Consider the following 16,915-nt stretch of genomic DNA (forward strand, 5'->3'; position numbering starts at 1 on the left):
AAAGCCCCCCTAAAAAGAGAATGTTAATTTACAGACACTAAGTAGGTTAACTATTTTAAGCCTTACTTACCGCCTTATTAAGCTCCACATAATTGAGTAGGACACTTGATTTACTATATTGGCTTGTCCACTGTCAGCGATTTTGCTCATTGCTTACAGTTAACTGCCTAATCATAGCGTAATCTTCACATTGTTTTCATTGATAAATTTACCCATCAACTCAAGAACTCCGTCTTTCAATTCGGGTCGGTCCAAAGCAAAATCTAATGTAGTTTCGATGAACCCAAGTTTATCCCCTACATCGAATCTTTTCCCTTCAAACTTAAAGGCATAAACATCCTGCATAGTATTTAACTGCTCGATAGCATCAGTCAACTGGATTTCTCCACCCTTGCCAATCTTTTTTTCATCCAAAAATTGAAATATTTCCGGAGTCAGGATGTAACGTCCGATTATTGCCAAATTTGATGGGGCTTCATTCCTTGAAGGTTTTTCAATAAAACTTCTTACCTTTATCAGGTTGGATTCGATGGAAACAGGATCAATTACACCATATTTGTGTATGTCTTCTTCGTTAACTTCCTGTATACCTAATACACTCGAACCTGTTTTTTCAAATTGATTAATTAATTGTTTCAAAGCTGGGGTATCGCTTTTGATAATGTCATCCCCTAAAAGAACACCAAATGGTTCATCACCAATAAATTTCCGGGCACACCAAATTGCATGACCTAGCCCCAATGGTTCCTTTTGTCGTATATAATGAATTTCTATAGAAGATGACGCTATTACTTTATAAAGCAAGTCAAACTTTTCTTTCTTCACTAAATTTGCCTCTAATTCAAACGCATGATCAAAGTGATCTTCAATCGCTCTTTTACCTTTACCAGTTACAATAATAATGTCCTCTATTCCAGAGGCGATTGCTTCCTCAACAATGTACTGAATAGTAGGCTTATCTATTATAGGAAGCATCTCTTTCGGCATGGCCTTCGTAGCAGGAAGAAACCTAGTTCCTAAACCTGCCGCAGGTATAATGACCTTTTTTACAGTTTTCATATTTCCCTCCCATTTTCCAGTAAAAATTAATGGTATGTCACATTGACTTTATTTTTCTTATTACAATTTTTTGCTCAGCCTAACAACGATTATTTCCGCTTCATCCATCGCTACTTTCAAGTATTCCTTATTTTGCGGATGACTCCACGCAACTGTTACCAACACTCTATGCGAAGGTGTACGGTATGAGAACAGATTAACTGCAGCAATTGAACCAAAGCCATTATATTGAACGAATTTTATTCACTTCTCCGACATACGTTCACATTTTTCCAAATTGGCATTACTAGTATTTAAGTTTTAAAGAAAAAATGGACATTAAAAAGGTCCAATCCAGATACGCATTCTGGGCTAGACCTTTTATTAGTATCATCGTTCACACACAATTACATCTTTTTCACGGTCACTTATTTTATTCTCGTCCAGGCACCTGAAATACAGGCTATAATTGAAAAAACCTCAAAATAATTACACTCTATTTTCGACCCGAAATTAGAATTCAACCACCATTTAATGGTTAAAGTGGGGTCAAATCGTCATTACGTAACATCCCGACTTTCTTCCATATGATTAAGTCAATTTAACATAATAGGTACCCGGGCAATTCAGAATACAGTAGGTAATTGGGACCTTTCATGAGTACCTTGAACTCCCACCACTTTAGCGGTGGGAGTTGTTCAACCATGCTTTCATATAGTCAATAAATTTTTGCGCTGCTGGAGAAATAGTGTTGAAGGATGGGGCTGCGATACCGATGGAGCGATAATGTTCTCCTTCTAAGCTCAAAATGCGAACATTATGCGGAACACGGTACAAAACCATTTCAGGAAGAATACTAATTCCCATCCCATTTTGAACCATCGAAATGATTGCTTGATCATCCGCAAGTTCAAATTTAATATGAGGAGTTACATTGTTTTCATGAAAAATCCGCTTTAAATCATTATCGCTCCCTTTCTTCGACATAATCAGCATCTCTTCTTTAATGTCTGCAAAACTAACCTCCTGTTGGTTTGCGAGGCGATGCTCGTCAGGAAGAATGCACAGCATACGGTCTTTTTTTAAGAAAATCACTTCAAATGACTTCGAAGTCGGTAATGAGACAAACCCAAAATCAACCGCACCCGTTGCGATCCAATGCTCAAGCGTATCGTAATCCCCCTCTAACAACTTGATTTCGATAGCAGGTAGATCTGCATTAAAACTTTTCAGGATTTCTGGTAGCCATTGAACGGAAACACTCGAAAAAGTTCCAATGCGGACGGTGCCAATTTCAAGCCCCTTAATATTCGCTATTTCTTGCATCATTTGTTCATTCCACTTTAACATTTCATGGATATGCCTTAATACGCGTTCTCCATTACTAGTCAACTTGATCCCCGCACGTCCTCTAATCAAGATTGTAAATCCCCATTCGGATTCAAGACTGGCAATTGCATGACTCACGGCGGATTGCGTTAACCCATGGATCTCTGCTGCTTGTTTGAGACTCCCTGATTCTACAACAGTGCTAAATATTTCAAACTTGACCAGTGACAACTTCCCCACTCCCTTTACATGAATTTTATTCATCTAACAGCTTAAAAACATTCATTTTTATTATCTAAACTTAACATGTATACTAAAAAACAATCAATAACTTTCGTTGAATTTTGGCACAATGAATGGAACTGGAGGGTGTAAGATGGATAATCCAATAAGTAGGGGCACACAAGTAAAAGCGGACTTGATGATGGTCATGGTGACAATGTTATGGGGTGCATCCTATTTGTTTATGAAGATGGGCCTCCATTCGATTCAAGAGTATAACCTAATTGCATTACGTTTTGGGATTGCTTTTCTTGTAGCTGCACTCGTATTTTATCGACGCCTTCTGAAAATTGATGGTAAAACGATCACATATGGATTTTTACTCGGATCGCTGTTATTCTTGTGCACTTCCGCTGTAGTGATCGGTTTAAAAACGACTTCAGTTTCAAATGCCGGATTTTTATTTAGTCTCGCGGTTATCTTTGTTCCTTTGTTAGTAGCACTCTTTTCTCGAAAGAAACCTAAAAAAAGAGTGATGATTAGCTTGTGTATCTCGATTACAGGAATCGGTCTTTTAACGTTAAACCAGACATTCCACATCCATGCTGGCGATTTCTTGTGCATCTTAGGTGCCTTATTTTATGCCCTTCACATCATCGTTACAGGGAAAGCAACAAAAAATGTGGATGCCATCTCCATTGGGATCATACAGCTTGGGGTTGCAGGTGCATGGGGACTTCTCTTTTCACTATTATTTGAAAAACCACAACTTCCAAGCAACATCGAGTCATGGAGTGCGATTTTGGCATTAAGCATTCTGTGCAGTGCAGTTGGATTTATTGGCCAAGCTGTAGCCCAAAAACATACAACACCTACACGTACTGGTCTGATTTTTTCATTAGAGCCTGTATTTGCAGCATTCTTTGCTTTTATTTTCGTAGGTGAAATCCTTACAAATAAAGGTTATGTAGGGGCTGTCCTGGTGCTATTCGGGGTACTTGCCGCGGAGATCAATTTAAAGAAATTACTGGGGAGAAGAAACTTTTTATATACAATGAGTCGGTCTAGGGAGAGCGGATTATAGGTGCCAGGTATCTAGACAAGTTAGATTTCAATGGATAGCTCACTGTTTGTTGGGTGCTTGGATGCTTTGGTTGGACACTTCGAAGGGTTTGTTGGAAACCTCTCTGTTTGTTGGACACTTTCATGTGTTCGTTGGAGACTTGACCAAGTTGGTTGAACACTTCGAAGGGTTTGTTGGAAACCTCTCTGTTTGTTGGACACTTTCATGCGTTCGTTGGAGACTTGACCAAGTTGGTTGAACACCTTCAGGTTTTGGTTGGACACTTCGAAATGTTTGTTGGAAACCTCTCCGTTTGTTGGACACTTTCAGGCTTTTGTTGGACACCTTCAAGCTTTCGTTGGACGCTGGGCTTAGTTGGTTGAACACTACCGGCTTTCTATAAAACCGCTGTGCAACAAACAAAGACTAGCAATTCATACATTTGTATAAAAACACAAAGAAGATTAGATATTATAGTAAATACCTAATCCACGCCTTATAAATATATATATATGTAGTGAATTGTCCGAATAACCCCGTGCATAGGTACCTGAAATTCAAACTGATTAGTTTCGTGCGCAGGTACCTGACACTCAGTGTTTTATAGTCGGAATGGCTAAGTTCTTTTCATTTTTTAAAGAAATATGCAGTTCACGATTGCGATTGATAGAGGCAAAAAAAACATCCTTTAGATCATTAACTCCTTGATTGTCTAATTCTTGTTGTAGCCATGCTTCATCTAAATTAACATCTCTTAACACGTCTGTGTAAAGTGTTCCTTCTACGATAACAGGAAAGGAAATCGTAGACGTTGGTTTTATGATATTCATATCTTCTAGCGTCACCGAATTCTTTTGTGGTTTTTTTAATACACTTAATGCCCCGTTTGCTTCAATAATTGCTGTTTCTACTTCGTTAATATCAAATACATCTTTTTCTCTAAGCATTTGAAGGATATTATCAATAGAATAACGAATTTTCTTTAAGTTTTCATTTACAAATTTTCCATTTTGAAGAACAACGGTTGGTTCAAATGTTAGTAATCTGCCTATTTTACGATTAGATATTTTCCATCTCGTAACAATCCTTTGAAAAACGCCAATCGCAATGATAGCAAAAGCAGTCGGTAAATGTTTAATATCAGGTTCAGCAATATCAGCTCCAACAAGTGCCCCTAATATAATGACGATTAAAAAGTCAAATACCGGCAATTCACCAATGGCACGTTTCCCCATAAATAGTGTGGTAAACAATAACAACGGTATAATAGTAACTATTCTTCCTAATATAAGGAGCATATCCTTCATAAATTCCAACATCTTGACACCACTTTCCCAGGTTTCTCTAGTTCAGATAATTAAAAATCACGATCACTATCACTCTTTCCAATTCAGCTATTGAATATAACCTCATTCCCCCAATTTTCACCAAAAGTTAACCTCTATTAGAATTGAAAATAGGTACCTGAAATTTCATCAACTATTCTATTTAAAAAAGTAACTCTGATTTAACTCCAGAGTTACTTTTAGGATTGGTTGAATATTTTTCGAGATTGGTTGGACACTTTCTAAGGACTTTGCAATGATCATTGATCCCAAGGCAAAGTCTTAAGGTCCAATAAATAGTTTATTCTAAAGTATAGTCAACTACGCCCCCCTTCCGTCCCGCCTAGTAGTGTAAGCGAGAACTGCAAAACTAGTGAAATGCGTTGAATGGTGATTAAGTATATCGAACCTGATGTTGGACGGGGTACAGGAAAACTTACCAGCGGAGCGAAAGGCATTTCCAAAACATCATTAAATAGGAGCTACTACTATTAACGGATGCCCTTCTTCTTTACGTTCGCTGTTGATAATAAACCAGGCACTCATCTATAATTAAGGGAGTGGCTCAGTCATCCACATATTTCCTATACATTATCTGTACCTAATTAGGAGGGCTCCGAATGGAAATCAACAAAATCACATTGATGGATGCTTATCTGATTGAAACGCTTCGTAGCAATGGGGTATCTAATGATGAATTGCTTAATCAGATTGGGCTACAAGATATCAGCCCATGGGAAAAAGTGAAACCCAACTTTGATTTCACAGGACTTCTCAATCTATATGAACAGGATCCAAAGGCCTTCGCCTCTATACTATTTGATGGCTATACCGTGAAGTTTATTACGTTGAATGGGCTGCAAAACTTGTTGGAAATGAAGTTCGATAAAATCAAAGAACGGGACTTTCAACTTACAGATAAAGGCGTTTCATACCTAAATATTGATGAAGACATTTATCCTGTCCTGAAACAAATGCTGTCGAAGAATTGGATTATTCATGAACTGTCTGAACATGATAGCAGCCATTCGATGAAGGAAATTCATATTTTGCTAGCGTGAAAGAATATACATTATAAAGGTCCAATCCAGATACGAATTCTGGATTGGACCTTTTATTATGATCATTGTTCGTGAAGGGCTATACCTGCATCAAACAATGACTCATATTTATTCAACTAAATAAATTTACAAGATAGCCAGACATCCATAAAGCTGATTTTGTTTGTATTATTATAAAACCGCAGTATATATTCTGAACTTACCAATGAATATGTATCTGAATTTATCAAATTTAGAATGGTCCCCAGCCAATGAGTACGCCTACAACTAGCATAACTACTGCTATTGCACACCAAATTAAAAAGAGGGGAAACATCCACTTCGCCCATTTAATCCATGACACTCCCGCCACAGCTAGGCTGGCCATTAATGGTCCAGATGTAGGGAAGATACTGTTTGTAAAACCGTCTCCAAATTGGAATGCTTGTACGGCAACCTGTCGAGTGACACCAACCATATCTGCCAATGGCGATAAAATAGGCATCGCAATCATTGCTTGACCACTACCTGAAGGAACTAGAAAATTAAGGGCAGCATTGGCCACGAACATGCCAAGTGCAGCTAAAACAGGTGGTAGCGTTTCCAATGGTATGGCAAGCGCATTTACAGCTGTATCTAAAATTTGTGCATTCTCCATTATAATGAGGATTGCCCTTGCTACGCCAATAATCAACGCACCATACACTAGCTTTTGACATCCTTCCAAAAATACATGCGCAACTTTATTATAATTCATGCCACTAATTATTCCCGAAACAAGCCCGATAATAATAAAGAACGCCGCCATATGATCGATGCTCCATTTAAATTGAATGGTTGCGAAGACGAAGAATAGTAATGCCAAGCCTACAAAACTTAAAATAAGTTTGTGGCGGACAGTAAAGGGAGCTATCAACTCACCTTCAGAATCACCAGAATTCTCCAGTACTCCGATCAGACTTTTTGATGGATCGTCTAAAATTTTCTTTGCATATCTCCAAGTATAGAAAATGGTTACGCCAACAATAACGATAAATGTGATGATGCGAAGCGTCATTCCTGAAAATAAAGGAAGGCCAGCAATTGATTGGGCAATTCCAACCGTATAGGGATTTAAAAAACCCACATTGAAACCTGCAAATGTAGCCCCAAAAGTAATGGCGACTGCAACAATTGCATCAAGCCGAAGCGCTCTCGCGATAATAATACCGATTGCCACAAATGGAATGACCGAATTGGCGACTGCGCCAACTGCTCCTCCTAGTGCAAACAAAAGGGAAATAATAGCGATGAGCCAAAATTCTTTGCCTTGTGTTTTATTGACCGCCCTTAAAATACCACCCTTAATTGCTCCGGAACGTTCAATTACCTCAAATGCTCCTCCCGCAAACAGAACAAGAAAAATAAGGCTGCCGGATTGAACCATTCCAGATTGCAATGCTAGAAAAATATCCATTAATCCAGCGGAATTGTTTTCTACTTCGCTATAGGTGTTCGGAATTACTCTCTCAATGCCATTCACTTCTTCACGGTCAAATGATCCCGCTGGTGTAATGTAAGTTGCGATAACAGCAAGCAACAACACTAAAAAAAGAATAACGTAAGTGTCAGGCATTTCCCACTTTCTTTTTACTTTCTTATTGTCAGTAGTTCTTGAGTCCGTCATATTATCCCTCCATTTGTGTAGTGCTGTACTAACTAGTAATCAAGTAACTTAAACGTTGCGTGAACAAACATATTCATCCCGTCAGATAAAGCGCTTTCATCAATATTAAAACGAGGATGATGATGTGGATAATCAGTGGCTAAACCGCTATTACCCGATCCTGTAAAGAAGAATGTGCCTGGTGCCTTCTTCAGAAAAGCAGAGAAATCCTCACCGCCCATATTCGGTTTCATCTGTGTTAGCGCTTGGGTTCCCCATAATTCAAGCACAGTCTCTTCGATTACACGGGATACTTTCTCATCGTTTATGACGGGATCAACCCCATCATTATAGGTAAGAAGATAGGAGGCACCATGCGCTTCAGTTATTCCTTTTATTATTCGTTCCATCAATTCACGGATAATTATGCGATGTTCAGTGCTGAAAATACGAACTGTTCCACCCATTTCAACAGAATCTGGAATGATATTCATGGCTGAACCACTTGCGAACTTGGTGATAGAAAGGACTACGCTGTCCAATGGATCCATATTTCGAGAGACAATATGCTGCAAGTTGCTAACGACTTGAGCCCCAATGACAATCGCATCGACGGTTTGATGTGGAAGACCGGCGTGTCCTCCCCGACCGGTAATCGTGATTGAAAATGTATCTGGTGATGCCATCACTGGGCCAGACGCAACCCCAATTTGTCCTGTCTCGAGGGGGGACCAAAGATGAGTTCCAATAACCATGTCGACCCCATCCATCACACCCTCACGTACCATTTCTTGAGCACCACCCGGAGCTAGTTCTTCGCCATGCTGAAATAAGAAACGGACTTCACCTTTAATTTGATCCTGCAGAGAGGATAGAATTTTAGCTGTTCCTAGTAGGATAGCTGTATGGCCATCATGACCACAAGCATGCATGACACCAGCATTTTTGGACGAAAACGGCAGTAAATTTTCTTCTTGGATTGGCAAGGCATCGATATCCGCTCGAATTGCTAAAACTTTACCACGCCGAGCCCCAATTAGACGTGCCATTACACTAGTTTTTGTAGGACGTGAAATTTCTAGATTACCGAAGGACTGCAGGGTTTCATAAATAAACTGGGATGTTTTTTCCTCCTGAAAGGACAACTCAGGATATTCATGAAGATATCTCCTCCAACTAATTACTTCATCCTGAACTTCATCAATCAGATGACTGAATTTAGTATTTTTCAATTAAGAACCTCCTACTATTCATTTAATTTATAATTTCGGACCATTAACGGTTGTAGCCATTATTATATATTAAGTTTGGTAGTTCAGTCTAGCGTTAATTTTCTAACTTCTATAAAAATAAAAAAAGACAAGATAAAAGGCATCTTGTCATAACATGATTTTATAAATTTTTCTCGGTCTTCCTCTTGGGTGTAGAGTTTCTTCAGCGACTATTTGGGCCAATCCTTTTGCCTCTAACTCTGTCAAAATTCTGCGTGCGCTACGCGGCAAAATATTCATATATTGGGCAAGATCATGGGCGCTAATTTCCGATTTCCCGATTTTCCTTAAGATAGATTCTAGTTTACTTAAAGTGACGACGCTAAGTGAGGTTTGCTGGCTTAATAATTGTAATTTTTCCGGGGCAATCCCATAGATAATCTGTTCAGGTTGTCCTAATGGGCCAGTAATCGTTTTGCCGTCAAAAACGACCATCCATGATCCCTTGTCATGATCATTTGCATGTAGTAAAGCAATCCCAGCATTGATCTCTGCTTCATAGGCAGTTTGTCCAATTCCAATCCCACAAGTGACAGCATCATCCCCGGTTAGCTGAAGAACTGTCGGATCTGGAATTACAGTGAAATCTTTAGTAATTTCATCTAACGGTCCGCGCGTTGTAAATATTATATAACGACCTGGCCCGGCAGATTTAAGTGAACCATTTATTTTTTTAGTATATACGAGTAGCTTTTCTGTCATTTTGATTTCGATTTTATGGATTTCATCTGTTGAAAAAGTATCCTTTGTTAAGCTGGAAAAGGAGTCAAACTCAATCATTTGAACTGCGATTTGAGAATCCTTAAAGTGCATAGTTTCATATGTCTGGCGAATAAGTGCCAACGTAGAAACGATTGCGGATTGTGCCGGAAGGACCCGAAATGCAGGTACGCCAAGCTTTATCAGTTCATGTTGAGCATTTTTCAGACAAGTGACAGCAGCCAGTGTCTTCCCTTCTTTCCATAAATCATAGTGATACTTCACCACTTCATCCGTAGGAATCTCTTCTTCATAGTGTTTTAAATATACGGGTTGAAAATCTATCTCAGACTCTAAGAAAACTCGTTCTAGCACAGAAGGTTCGAACGTATCGAAGCTTAGTTGGTTGAATGCGATCTTTTGTTGATATGCGATATGCAACAAAGTCTTATACAAGCTAGATCCAGAAGAAGGGACATAAAACATCGGCTGTGAGGATCCAGACCATTTCTTGGCATAGCCATAAGGAATTTGTCCAGAAAAAAGCCACATATCGACATCCCACATATTCGCAGTCAGTTTTTCTGGAATTTCTTCATCATGCCAGTAGGTAATAGAGATACAACTGAATTCAGGGTACTGTGAAATGACAGATTCCATAATTTCAAGGGAATCCTCCGCACCAAACAAGCCTATTCGAATTTTCTTCAAAGTTCTGAACCACCTTTCTAGATGAGTGAGGAGAACTTGCTTTTTTCACTATGTTCATACAATAAGTATGAATATATCTTATAGTAACCGATGAATTGCATAGTAATTACATACTCAGGAAGCTAGTTAGGCACCTTTTTCCAAACAAAAAAGAAGTAACTGTCAAACCGTCCCTGTGGTAAGGTTTGACAGTTACTTCTTATTTAAAGCGGAGGATCAGCCATTATTTTACCGAACCTTTAGCCACTTTTTTATATTATTCATCTCTTACTCTATTATATGTTGAGTATTTAAAGAAATCAATTTCCAAATGCCTGTCATCAATAAAGGTCCTTGGTACTGAAGTATAGTGTCTGTGCAACAAAAAACAACTAATTCCCCCAATTGTATAAAAAACATATAGAGATTACATTATCAGCTACCTATCTAATCACCCGGTCATAAATATGTAATCGTAGTGAGTAGTCGGAATGGTTTCGCGCAGGTATCCGAAATTCACCCTACACTACTTAAACTCCGTCTCCATTTTCGTCCATCCCTACGATGCGTTGGTGGTATGTGGTGGTAATAGACGAATGGGAGATTCATGTCCTTGACGCTTTCTATATAAGTCCAATTCACATAGGTAAGATCACCTCTTCTAGATAGCCCATTCCCAAGTTCTTCATCAACGATCGTAATCGTCCCACTATCCCTCTTTCTCAGATTATCAATCAATTCCTGTGTGTCTTTATTGTTACCCAATATAATAAAAGCTCTCTTCATCCATATAACCCCACTTCCTATTTTAATAAACACCATATTCAAGTGCAGCAAGTTAGCCTTATGTTGAATTACTCGGACATATTTCAGAAACTAATGCACGCGCTTCTTATAAGTCTATAGTATCATAAATTCAGAATAAATAAATAGTTATTGCTTATATTTGCCTACTAATTGTGTGGGTGTAACAAACAACAATGTATAATTCACATAATTGCATAAAAATTATAGGGGATTAAACTTTTTTATCTTTCAAAACCCTTAACGTTGTAAATTCACACTTTCTTGACATTCCCCCATTGGCACCAATGGTAAGTCTTGCGGCAATCGCTGATAAAAAACGTGGTAGAAGTGGTTCGTTCTTATGGTCGTATCATTACCAGCGTGAAGAAAAAGTAAATTTCATCACGTTGTATCCTTTTTCGAATGGTTTGTCTATATAGAGGATGAAAGCATCGTTAGTCTAAGCAAAAGACGTCATGGATCCATAAAGGGTTCTTTTTTTGTAGCGAAGGGTAATCTGTACACAACATACTCGATCGGCACCTGTGTAACAAAAAACAATTCGCGAAATTGTATAAACACGCAAAAAAAGATTAGATATTGTAGTAAATACCTAATCCACGCCTTATAAATATATAATCGTAGCGAGTATTCAGAATGTCGCCACAGTACCTGAAATTAATATTCTACCTTACTTATACCTACTTAATAGTTCTTCTGGAATATGACAATAATCATTTGGACATCTAGCTAACCTATCTTGATGTTCTTCTGCACTTCTCACATAGTTTGTAAGAGGCAATACTTCGACAACTATGAGGTCATAATCATTTCTCTCACTAAGAAACGCCTTTGCCTCTTTTAAGTGTTCAGGCTTTTCACTATACACTCCTGTTCTGTATTTCTCGCCAATATCCTGTCCTTGTTTATTCAAACTGTATGGATCAATGATTTCAAATAAATACCCCATTAATTCCCTGATTGTTACAACTGTCGGATCAAATTTTGTTTTTACACATTCGGCGTACCCATCATAATCACCCTCAAGTGTATGACTTGTTCCATTAGCTCTTCCTGCTTCTGTAAACGTAACTCCAGGTAACGTTTTTATAAAAGCTTGTACTCCCCATAAACATCCACCTGCAAAATATACTACTTCCATATTGACTCTCCTCTCCTTAAAATCAAAATGTACATTCTAAATTTCTTCAAGCTTAGCTTACCTGGAACTTTTTCATGTATCCAACATATCCCATTCATCACCAAGTAACCACCTAAGTGCAGAAAGTTTACCGTTTAGCATTCCCCATTCAAAATCATCATAAGGACCCACATTTTCTTCACCATACTTCTCTTCTACCCTTTTAGCAGACTTTAACGCACCTTCCCAAATGTCAGGGTGAATTGTATCAAGTCCATTTACAATTCTATATTTTAATCAATGAAGAAAACATTTGCGGTTCACCAGTTTTCGAACTGGGGACCTTTTTTTCATATGTAAAAAGAGGAAGAAACGGGATGGAACAATGGATGAGTCTCATATAGGAACTAGGTTTCCCGATATTCGTATCAATCTATCTTTTGCATCAGCTTGAAACTAAACTTGTTGCGATACATAATGTTTACTAACATCGAAAATGAAATGAATTTTAAAAAACATTCACAGGTATATGCGCAACAAAAAAAGATAAGACATGCGCACATGTCTTATCGTCATAAATTACTTACTAGTTGCCGCTACAAGCGATTGAGGACGGGCACCTTTTAATGGATTTGTCTTCTCAAATGCATAGGCGACATTCAAGACGAGATCCTCCCTGAATGCTGGTCCCATAATTTGCATCCCAGCTGGCATTCCTCCGACCAATCCACATGGAATTGTTAGTGCTGGAAGGCCCGTCAAGTTGCCGGGACCTGTGAATCTAATAATATTTTCTATCAGATCAACATTATTACCGTTAATCGCAACTGTGTCATCGCCAATATTCGGTACGATCAATGGCAATGTCGGTGAGATAAGCACATCCACTTTTTCAAACGCTTTTTGGAAGTCGAGTTTAATCATCCTTCTGATTTGTTGAGCTTGTAAATAGTCAACTGCAGAAGGGATTTCACCAAGTTCAAATAGATACCTGATATCCTCTCCAAAGTCATTCGGGCGTTTTTGCAAGTTCTTATGATGGATCGTACTTGCTTCAGATAATGAAGTGATCAATTCCGCATACTCGGCATATTTCAATGAAGGGATGGATACGACCTCCACTTTGGCCCCTTGGTCGACCAATGCCTGGATGCCTTCACGCACCAATTTCTCCACATTTGAATCGACATCCTTGAAGAAATAATCCTCATTGACACCGATAACCAAATCCTTGACATCCCCCGTTAACTTTTCTGTGTATTTCATCGTCGGGACATTTACGGAAGTCGGATCTTTGCTATCATACCCCGCGAGCACTTCGAGCATTGCCGCCGCATCCGCCACTGTCTTCGTCATCGGACCAATATGATCCAGAGACCAGGCAAGCGGCCAACATCCATATTTACTCACCAATCCATGAGTCGGTTTCAGTCCGACAATACCACAAGCCGATGATGGAATTCGAATTGAACCGGCAGTATCTGTCCCTAACGTCCCAATACTCATATTGGAGGCGATTGCCACTCCCGAGCCTCCGCTCGATCCCCCTGGAATCTTATCCAAATCCCATGGATTACGCGCCGGACCGAAGTGGGGGTTATTATTGGTGATGCCCCAAGCATATTCGTGCATATTAAGCTTACCGGTAAAAATGACACCGGACTCTCTAAGGTTTTCGATGACAGTCGCATCGTAATCCGAAACGAAATCACTGTGGATTTTCGATGCCATCGTCGTCACTTCATCTTTGAAGTAAATATTATCTTTAATACCCATCGGAATCCCGTGAAGCTTGCCGCGGTAATTTCCGTTAGCAATCTCGCTCTCTGCTTTTTTAGCAGACTCTTTCGCACTTTCGTGTGTAATGGTGATATATGCATTGTTCTTGTCATTTAGCGCATCAGCTTGATTCAATACTGCGTCTGTCAGTTCAACCGGAGAAACTTCCTTTTTCTCAATAAGTGGTGCCAATTCTTCTATTGAAAGAGAGATGAGATCTTTACTCAACTTGGTCACCTCCTGCAATATTGCGTAATGAAATGTCATAGCTTTCTAGTGGCAGATCTGTTAGTTGTTCTTTCAGTTTTTCAATCGCTTCCCACCGTGACTCCACCACTTTGTAGTCACCTTCTGGTATTTCCAACCCTTTTGCAGCAAATAGTTCCCGAATTGACACTGTCATTAATAAATCACTCCAATTAGTATTTTATTAAAACTATTACAATCGGTACAAAATTAAACGCAAAAATTAGAACGAATACCTACAGTTCAACAACGAACAAAAAGATCTTCAACTAGAAAACTATCACCACCAACATATAATCAAAATTTCACATAGCAAATATAGTGTACATTAAACCAATTCGGATATCAAATTATTCAAATTATTAACTGTATTAGCACTATGATTCTCGGATAGAAATGAAAACATAAAAATACTCAGCCATTGACCTACTCATATGGCTGAGACTCATTTTCCGTATCCTATAATTGTATTTTTCTTCGGTTAACTCTGGCTAAAGCTACCTTTCTATTCGATGCTACGTTTGAGTATATTATAAAAAGATAAAATCAAAAGTTAAATCATAAATTGCATTCAAATTATCCTCCGTTGGAAATTAAGGGCCTCCAAGATACTCCCGATTCTGTTGTCTCCTCGAGCACATGGAAAAGACACTGGATTTTCAACACGAACGAAAAGCATCATCCAGGGGTCCTACGAGAAAATGTTCAACAGAAATGTAGTAGCCATTTATGGTTATGAAAACGGGCCGCGTAACCTGCAAGGCAGTTCTGTGGAGATATCATGTTGGCATATGTGAATCAACAAGGATTAATGGCAGTCGGTAAAGTTATGGATGTAAAGGTTGAACCTGGGGTGGGCATTTTCTTCGACGACGAGATGGGACAACAACTTCCCGATGAATACCATATTGAAGTGGAATGGAGCGTTAAAGACTCCCCCTGTCACCAATGGAGAAGCTAAAAAAATCGGTTACAATTTACCTGTGCGTACTGTGTTCGGAAAGCTGCATAATGGTAAAATGGCACAAAAAATTGTGGTTGAATTGAATATACGTTGAGGTAAACCGGTGAAAGAAAAGGGACTCTAAGTATAGAGTTCTTTTTCATTCCTAAAAAATCGGTACCCACTAGCGTTGCATAGCTGTAAAAATACTTACAAACAATGTCCCCTTTCCTTCCCTATCACTCTATATAGAGGGTGAAAGGAGGTGATTACATGGCTGCAACAATCGAATTTCAACACGCGGCGGGCCGCGTTCTCTTCGACGGTGGTTTGACAGAGGACGGAAAGATTATCCGTAAATCGAAGACGTACCGCTATATCAAAGAAAATGCACCAGCTGAAGACTTGTACAAAGCGCTGGAGCAACTTGGTCGGCTCTCAACATTGTTGTTCATCGGAGCGGATCTCGTGGAAACATCGAGTTTGATTGACTAACCAATAAAGTAATAGGAAAAGGAGGGATAAAAAATGGCTAAAACACTACAATTGAACTTCAACACAGCAAGCGGGAAAAGGGTGAGTTTGACGGTGGATGAACCCCGCGCAGATTTGACGCCGCAAAGCATCGAAGCGGTGATGCAGGAGATCATCGCTGCGAATGTATTCGAAGTAAACGGCGCTCCACTCGCAACAGTTGTTAGCGCTCGGGTTATAGAGCGCAATGTAACAGAACTTGTAAACGGCTAACAAGCAGCAACGACCGGTTCACCAGTTTTCGGACTGGGGACCGGTTTTTTTTATGTATTTAGAGAGGAGGAAACGAGATGGAACAATGGATGAGTCTCATACAGGAAGTCGGTTTCCCGATATTCGTATCATTCTATCTTTTGCACCGGCTCGAAACAAAACTCGTTGCGATTCATGATGTGTTGGTTTCATTAAAAATGCAGTGAACTTTAATCATCTCCCATCAATGGAAATTTCAGTAGGACTACTCGCTCGCGTTGCGTTGCTGGGTACTAGTTGAACTTAATTTGGAGAAAGGAGGGAATTAATGTTTATTAAACCATGCGAGGGTCGTGTCACGTCTCCTTTCGGTTACCGCATCCATCCGATTACGCATTTGCGAACGATGCATTGGGGTGTGGATTACGGAAATACTTCTTCAAACAATACGATCGTTGCAGCAGCTGCTGGGAAAGTTACTTTTTCTAAGTCTACAAATGGTTATGGCAACACGGTTATGATTGTCCACGCAATCGGCGGAAAGACGTTTGAAACCGTGTATGCACATCTACATTCTATCAGTGTGAAAGTCGGGCAGATTGTCAAACAGGGCGAACGTATCGGCGTGAAAGGTACGACTGGAAAAAGTACAGGGATCCATCTTCATTTCGAGGTCCACATTGGTCGTTGGAACAACAAGTTTACGAATGCGGTTGATCCGTTATATTATGTTGTGGATCATGAAGTAAAAAAAATACAAAGCTTGCTCTTCAAAGTAGGTTACAAGATTACTGTGGATGGACTAAACGGGCCTGCTACAAAGTCCGCGGTTCAGTCGTTTCAAAAGGCTTTTGGACTTGTTGTAGACGGAATTCCAGGGAAGTTGACGACAGCTGCACTTGCTAAAGTGGCGAAAGATAATGTGGTCATTGGTGCCGAGGTATAATAAGTATGAAAAAGCCCAATTGCTCA

The 16,915-nt window shown here is 39.3% G+C and carries 18 protein-coding genes and 1 pseudogene; 8 read left to right on the forward strand and 11 right to left on the reverse strand.

The window, feature by feature from the left end:
• Positions 1–171 precede the first annotated feature (171 nt).
• The 3 genes from galU to ACP8HG_RS13150 form a co-directional block, all read right to left on the reverse strand.
• Positions 172–1,059, reverse strand: a complete 888-nt coding sequence (galU, locus tag ACP8HG_RS13140) for a UTP--glucose-1-phosphate uridylyltransferase GalU (RefSeq protein ID WP_340740771.1) — start codon at positions 1,057–1,059, stop codon at positions 172–174.
• 60 nt (positions 1,060–1,119) lie between these two features.
• Positions 1,120–1,302 (reverse strand): DUF1643 domain-containing protein, encoded by a 183-nt coding sequence (locus ACP8HG_RS13145; RefSeq protein ID WP_438298657.1) that lies wholly within the window; start codon positions 1,300–1,302, stop codon positions 1,120–1,122.
• 417 nt (positions 1,303–1,719) lie between these two features.
• Positions 1,720–2,598 (reverse strand): LysR family transcriptional regulator, encoded by an 879-nt coding sequence (locus tag ACP8HG_RS13150; protein WP_438296645.1) that lies wholly within the window; start codon positions 2,596–2,598, stop codon positions 1,720–1,722.
• 145 nt (positions 2,599–2,743) lie between these two features.
• Here ACP8HG_RS13150 and ACP8HG_RS13155 point away from each other — a divergent pair, with 145 nt between their 5' ends.
• Complete coding sequence (locus ACP8HG_RS13155; RefSeq protein WP_438296647.1) at positions 2,744–3,673, forward strand: DMT family transporter; 930 nt, start codon at positions 2,744–2,746, stop codon at positions 3,671–3,673.
• Positions 3,674–4,245: 572 nt separating this feature from the next.
• Here ACP8HG_RS13155 and ACP8HG_RS13160 read toward each other — a convergent pair.
• A complete protein-coding gene (locus tag ACP8HG_RS13160; protein ID WP_438296649.1) occupies positions 4,246–4,971 on the reverse strand; it encodes a DUF421 domain-containing protein in 726 nt (241 codons plus the stop codon).
• 626 nt (positions 4,972–5,597) lie between these two features.
• Here ACP8HG_RS13160 and ACP8HG_RS13165 point away from each other — a divergent pair.
• Entirely contained in the window at positions 5,598–6,038 is a 441-nt protein-coding gene (locus ACP8HG_RS13165; RefSeq protein ID WP_438296651.1) for a hypothetical protein, read from the forward strand.
• A 232-nt stretch (positions 6,039–6,270) separates the two neighbouring features.
• Here ACP8HG_RS13165 and ACP8HG_RS13170 read toward each other — a convergent pair whose 3' ends face one another.
• From ACP8HG_RS13170 to ACP8HG_RS13190, 5 genes are all read right to left on the reverse strand, one after another.
• Positions 6,271–7,683, reverse strand: a complete 1,413-nt coding sequence (locus ACP8HG_RS13170) for a YfcC family protein (protein WP_438296653.1) — start codon at positions 7,681–7,683, stop codon at positions 6,271–6,273.
• Between the two features lie 32 nt (positions 7,684–7,715).
• Positions 7,716–8,894: a M20 family metallopeptidase gene (locus ACP8HG_RS13175; RefSeq protein WP_438296654.1), complete on the reverse strand. Its 1,179-nt coding sequence runs from the start codon at positions 8,892–8,894 to the stop codon at positions 7,716–7,718.
• 147 nt (positions 8,895–9,041) lie between these two features.
• Positions 9,042–10,343 carry an ArsR family transcriptional regulator gene (locus ACP8HG_RS13180; RefSeq protein WP_255428500.1) on the reverse strand — a complete coding sequence of 434 codons (1,302 nt, stop codon included), beginning with the start codon at positions 10,341–10,343 and terminating at the stop codon, positions 9,042–9,044.
• A 495-nt stretch (positions 10,344–10,838) separates the two neighbouring features.
• Positions 10,839–11,108 carry a hypothetical protein gene (locus tag ACP8HG_RS13185; protein ID WP_187045784.1) on the reverse strand — a complete coding sequence of 90 codons (270 nt, stop codon included), beginning with the start codon at positions 11,106–11,108 and terminating at the stop codon, positions 10,839–10,841.
• Positions 11,109–11,799: 691 nt separating this feature from the next.
• Entirely contained in the window at positions 11,800–12,270 is a 471-nt protein-coding gene (locus ACP8HG_RS13190; RefSeq protein ID WP_438296657.1) for a peptide-methionine (S)-S-oxide reductase, read from the reverse strand.
• A 389-nt stretch (positions 12,271–12,659) separates the two neighbouring features.
• Here ACP8HG_RS13190 and ACP8HG_RS13195 point away from each other — a divergent pair.
• Positions 12,660–12,737 (forward strand): annotated as a pseudogene (locus ACP8HG_RS13195) (YvrJ family protein); the annotation flags it as partial.
• Positions 12,738–12,828: 91 nt separating this feature from the next.
• On the opposite strand, the gene ACP8HG_RS13200 reads toward ACP8HG_RS13195, so the two are convergent.
• Together ACP8HG_RS13200 and ACP8HG_RS13205 are read right to left on the reverse strand one after the other, a co-directional pair.
• Complete coding sequence (locus tag ACP8HG_RS13200) at positions 12,829–14,256, reverse strand: amidase (protein WP_438296659.1); 1,428 nt, start codon at positions 14,254–14,256, stop codon at positions 12,829–12,831.
• Positions 14,249–14,431 carry a hypothetical protein gene (locus ACP8HG_RS13205; RefSeq protein ID WP_338655243.1) on the reverse strand — a complete coding sequence of 61 codons (183 nt, stop codon included), beginning with the start codon at positions 14,429–14,431 and terminating at the stop codon, positions 14,249–14,251. The genes ACP8HG_RS13200 and ACP8HG_RS13205 overlap by 8 nt, the downstream gene beginning before the upstream one ends.
• 624 nt (positions 14,432–15,055) lie before the next feature.
• Here ACP8HG_RS13205 and ACP8HG_RS13210 point away from each other — a divergent pair.
• From ACP8HG_RS13210 to ACP8HG_RS13230, 5 genes are all read left to right on the forward strand, one after another.
• On the forward strand, positions 15,056–15,235 hold the full coding sequence (locus tag ACP8HG_RS13210) for a hypothetical protein (RefSeq protein ID WP_438296661.1): 180 nt from the start codon (positions 15,056–15,058) through the stop codon (positions 15,233–15,235).
• A 255-nt stretch (positions 15,236–15,490) separates the two neighbouring features.
• Positions 15,491–15,712: a DUF1659 domain-containing protein gene (locus ACP8HG_RS13215; protein ID WP_067212838.1), complete on the forward strand. Its 222-nt coding sequence runs from the start codon at positions 15,491–15,493 to the stop codon at positions 15,710–15,712.
• 33 nt (positions 15,713–15,745) lie between these two features.
• The gene (locus tag ACP8HG_RS13220; protein ID WP_342539045.1) at positions 15,746–15,964 is read left to right on the forward strand and encodes a DUF2922 domain-containing protein; all 219 of its coding nucleotides are present in this window, start codon (positions 15,746–15,748) and stop codon (positions 15,962–15,964) included.
• Between the two features lie 77 nt (positions 15,965–16,041).
• Complete coding sequence (locus ACP8HG_RS13225) at positions 16,042–16,170, forward strand: YvrJ family protein (protein WP_082786727.1); 129 nt, start codon at positions 16,042–16,044, stop codon at positions 16,168–16,170.
• 101 nt (positions 16,171–16,271) lie between these two features.
• A complete protein-coding gene (locus ACP8HG_RS13230) occupies positions 16,272–16,889 on the forward strand; it encodes a peptidoglycan DD-metalloendopeptidase family protein (protein WP_438296663.1) in 618 nt (205 codons plus the stop codon).
• The last annotated feature ends 26 nt before the right edge of the window (positions 16,890–16,915 follow it).

The sequence above is a fragment of the Sporosarcina sp. FA15 genome (genome assembly GCF_051550195.1).
In the GTDB taxonomy this organism is placed as follows: Bacteria; Bacillota; Bacilli; order Bacillales_A; family Planococcaceae; genus Sporosarcina; species Sporosarcina psychrophila.

Coding starts and splice junctions, on each gene's coding strand:
- ACP8HG_RS13205 (WP_338655243.1), bottom strand. CDS start 14,431: ATGACAGTGTCAATTCGGGAACTATTTGCTGCAAAAGGGTTGGAAATA.
- ACP8HG_RS13215 (WP_067212838.1), top strand. CDS start 15,491: ATGGCTGCAACAATCGAATTTCAACACGCGGCGGGCCGCGTTCTCTTC.
- ACP8HG_RS13185 (WP_187045784.1), bottom strand. CDS start 11,108: ATGAAGAGAGCTTTTATTATATTGGGTAACAATAAAGACACACAGGAA.
- ACP8HG_RS13170 (WP_438296653.1), bottom strand. CDS start 7,683: ATGACGGACTCAAGAACTACTGACAATAAGAAAGTAAAAAGAAAGTGG.
- ACP8HG_RS13210 (WP_438296661.1), top strand. CDS start 15,056: ATGTTGGCATATGTGAATCAACAAGGATTAATGGCAGTCGGTAAAGTT.
- ACP8HG_RS13165 (WP_438296651.1), top strand. CDS start 5,598: ATGGAAATCAACAAAATCACATTGATGGATGCTTATCTGATTGAAACG.
- ACP8HG_RS13225 (WP_082786727.1), top strand. CDS start 16,042: ATGGAACAATGGATGAGTCTCATACAGGAAGTCGGTTTCCCGATATTC.
- ACP8HG_RS13230 (WP_438296663.1), top strand. CDS start 16,272: ATGTTTATTAAACCATGCGAGGGTCGTGTCACGTCTCCTTTCGGTTAC.
- ACP8HG_RS13160 (WP_438296649.1), bottom strand. CDS start 4,971: ATGTTGGAATTTATGAAGGATATGCTCCTTATATTAGGAAGAATAGTT.
- ACP8HG_RS13190 (WP_438296657.1), bottom strand. CDS start 12,270: ATGGAAGTAGTATATTTTGCAGGTGGATGTTTATGGGGAGTACAAGCT.
- galU (WP_340740771.1), bottom strand. CDS start 1,059: ATGAAAACTGTAAAAAAGGTCATTATACCTGCGGCAGGTTTAGGAACT.
- ACP8HG_RS13220 (WP_342539045.1), top strand. CDS start 15,746: ATGGCTAAAACACTACAATTGAACTTCAACACAGCAAGCGGGAAAAGG.
- ACP8HG_RS13155 (WP_438296647.1), top strand. CDS start 2,744: ATGGATAATCCAATAAGTAGGGGCACACAAGTAAAAGCGGACTTGATG.